General features: G+C 70.7%; 2 protein-coding genes and 2 pseudogenes. 3 read left to right on the top strand and 1 reads right to left on the bottom strand.

The window, feature by feature from the left end; translation table 11 throughout:
- Window positions 1-78, bottom strand: a pseudogene (locus tag CCN33_RS33375) (transcriptional regulator); the annotation flags it as partial.
- Window positions 79-285: 207 nt separating this feature from the next.
- Between CCN33_RS33375 and CCN33_RS29455 the strand changes: the two are divergent.
- The 3 genes and pseudogenes from CCN33_RS29455 to CCN33_RS29450 form a co-directional block, all read left to right on the top strand.
- Window positions 286-1,752, top strand: a complete 1,467-nt coding sequence (locus CCN33_RS29455; protein ID WP_086696393.1) for an amino acid permease — start codon at window positions 286-288, stop codon at window positions 1,750-1,752.
- Window positions 1,753-1,789: 37 nt separating this feature from the next.
- Window positions 1,790-2,074: pseudogene (locus CCN33_RS32350) on the top strand (hypothetical protein).
- Window positions 2,071-2,775, top strand: a 705-nt coding sequence (locus CCN33_RS29450) for a carbohydrate kinase family protein (RefSeq protein WP_086696392.1), incomplete at its 3' end; no start/stop codon positions are given. The pseudogene CCN33_RS32350 and the gene CCN33_RS29450, both read left to right, overlap by 4 nt.

The raw sequence follows: 2,775 nt of genomic DNA, 5'->3' as shown, positions 1-2,775 counted from the left end.
CACCGTGCGCACGGTGACGCCGGACCGCGCGGCCAGCTCGTCGATGGTGAGGGTGGGGTCCTCGGCCTCGGTCGTCATCGCAGCAGTATCGCTGTCGCAGCAGGAGTGTGAAACCCGCGAAGGTCGTGTGAGAAGTGCCGCTCTGTGACGTGGACCACCGCATATCGGGTGATCCCTCTGGGAAGCTGCTGCCTTGGTCTGTACCGCGACACGATCGTGCGGGCGGGCCGCCCTGTAAGGAACCGGCCCCTCGTGGTCCGGGAGTACCAGAGAGTGGAACGACCCGTGAGCAAGGACGCCGTCGACTCGGCCCCGGCCGCTGCCACCACGCAAGCGGCCCAGACGCCCGCGGACGCGGGCGACGCCGGTTACAGCAAGGACCTCAAGGCCCGCCACGTCAACATGATCGCCATCGGCGGCGCCATCGGCACCGGCCTGTTCCTCGGAGCGGGCGGCCGCCTGCACAACGCGGGCCCCGCGCTCGCCCTGGCCTACCTGGTCTGCGGAGTCTTCGCCTTCTTCGTGGTCCGGGCGCTGGGCGAGCTCGTCCTGTACCGCCCCTCCTCCGGGTCCTTCGTGTCGTACGCGCGCGAGTTCCTCGGCGAGAAGGGCGCCTATGTCGCCGGCTGGATGTACTTCCTGAACTGGTCGACCACCGGTATCGCCGACATCACCGCGATCGCGCTCTACACGCACTACTGGAGCATGTTCACGTCCATACCGCAGTGGGTGCTGGCACTCGTCGCGCTGGCCGTGGTGCTCGCCGTGAACCTGATCTCGGTGAAGATCTTCGGCGAGATGGAGTTCTGGTTCGCGATCATCAAGGTCGCCACCCTGGTGGGCTTCATGCTCATCGGCATCTTCCTGCTGGCCACCCAGCACGACGTGGGCGGCCACCAGCCCGGCGTCAGCCTCATCACCGACCACGGCGGGATCTTCCCGCACGGCATGATGCCCGTCGTCCTCGTGATGCAGGGCGTGATCTTCGCGTACGCCGCGCTCGAGCTGGTCGGCGTCGCCGCCGGTGAGACCGCCGAGCCCGAGAAGGTCGTCCCGCGCGCGGTGAACTCGATCATGTGGCGCGTCGGCGTGTTCTACGTCGGCTCCGTCGTGCTGCTCGCCCTGCTGCTGCCCGGCTCGGTGTACTCCGCCGACCAGAGTCCGTTCGTGACCGTCCTGTCCAAGGTCGGCATCCCGGCGGCCGGCGACGTGATGAACCTGGTGGTGCTCACCGCCGCCATGTCCTCGCTGAACTCCGGCCTGTACTCCACCGGCCGCATCCTGCGCTCCATGGCCACGGCCGGCTCCGCGCCGAAGTTCACCGCCCGGATGAACCGCAGCCAGGTCCCCTACGGCGGCATCCTGCTGACCTGCGCGGTCTGCGTGCTGGGCGTCGGCCTGAACTACCTCGTGCCCAGCCAGGCGTTCGAGATCGTGCTGAACGTGGCCTCCCTCGGCATCATCAGCACCTGGGTGATCATCATGGTCTGCCACATGATCTTCGTCCGCCGTGCCCGCGCGGGCCTGGTCACGCGGCCGCGCTTCCAGCTCAAGTTCAGCCCGGTCACCGAGATCGTCACCATCGCCTTCCTGCTGGCCTGTCTCGGCATGATGTGGAACGACCCCGAGGTGGGCCGCCGCACCCTGTACCTGATCCCGCTCATCGCGGTCCTGCTGGTCGCCGGCTGGTTCGGCGTCCGCCGCCGCGTCACCGCGAACACCGAGCGGGAGCTGACCGACCTCACGAAGTAGCAGGTCACGGCCACGGTCGAGAACGGCCCGGAACCCGGTGAAGCCCCCTGGTCCTGGGCCGTTTTCGCTGCCCAGGCGCTGGCCGGAGCCGGAGGCGGCCTACCGCGCCTGGTAACGGGGCGCTCGTCGAGGTCGGCCCGCTCCTGTGGGTGGCCGCCGGCTCGCCGGCCACGTGATCGAACTCGGTGCCTCCGTGCACATGCCGCGCATAGGCTGTGGGCCGGCGGGCGGCGAGTGGCCGCTCGTGGAGCCGCTCGTCGCCGGGCGGCTGGCGGGACGGGGCATCCCCGTCACCGTGTACGACCACGGGGAGGGCGCATGACGGACGTGCTGGTGCTGGGCGGTGCCGGAGTGGACACCATCGTCCGCGTACCCGAGCTGCCGCTGCCCTTCGCCGACAGCTATCCCGTCGACACCGGGGTGCACACCCGCGCCGGGCAGACCGGCGACTTCGTCGCGCTGGGCCTGGCCGCCCTGGGCCTCGACGTCCACCACCTCGACCTGATCGGCGACGACCCCGAGGGCGACCTCGTCCGCGCCCTGCACCGGGACCGGGGCATCGCCCTGACCGCACTGTCACAGCCCGCCGGGACCAAGCGCGCCGTCAACCTGGTCGGCCCCGACGGCCGCCGCCTCTCCCTGTACGACACCAGCCGCGCCCGCCCCGGCGACCGTTTCCCGGACGACGTGCTGCGTCCCCTCGCCGAGGCCGCCCGGCATGTCCACGTGACCATCACCCAGCCCTGCGCCGAAGCCCTGCCGCTGCTGCGGGAGACTGGCGTGCCGCTCTCCACCGATTTGCACGACTGGGACGGCGAGAACCCGTACCACGAGCCGTTCGCCCTGGCGGCCGACCTCGTGTTCGTCTCCGCCGCCGCGCTCCCCGACCCCGAGCGCACCATGCGGCGCATAGCCGAGCGAGGCCGGGCCGAGGTCGTCGTCGGCACGGCGGGCGCCCAGGGCGCCTATCTGCTGGCCGAGGGCGAGCTGACCCATGTCGCCCCGGCGATCCCGCCCGCCCCT

This window comes from Streptomyces recifensis (assembly GCF_002154615.1).
Classification (GTDB): domain Bacteria; phylum Actinomycetota; class Actinomycetes; order Streptomycetales; family Streptomycetaceae; genus Streptomyces; species Streptomyces griseoluteus.
The sequence above is the reverse complement of the archived record's forward strand: the minus strand, read 5'-3'. Positions and strand labels throughout refer to the sequence as shown.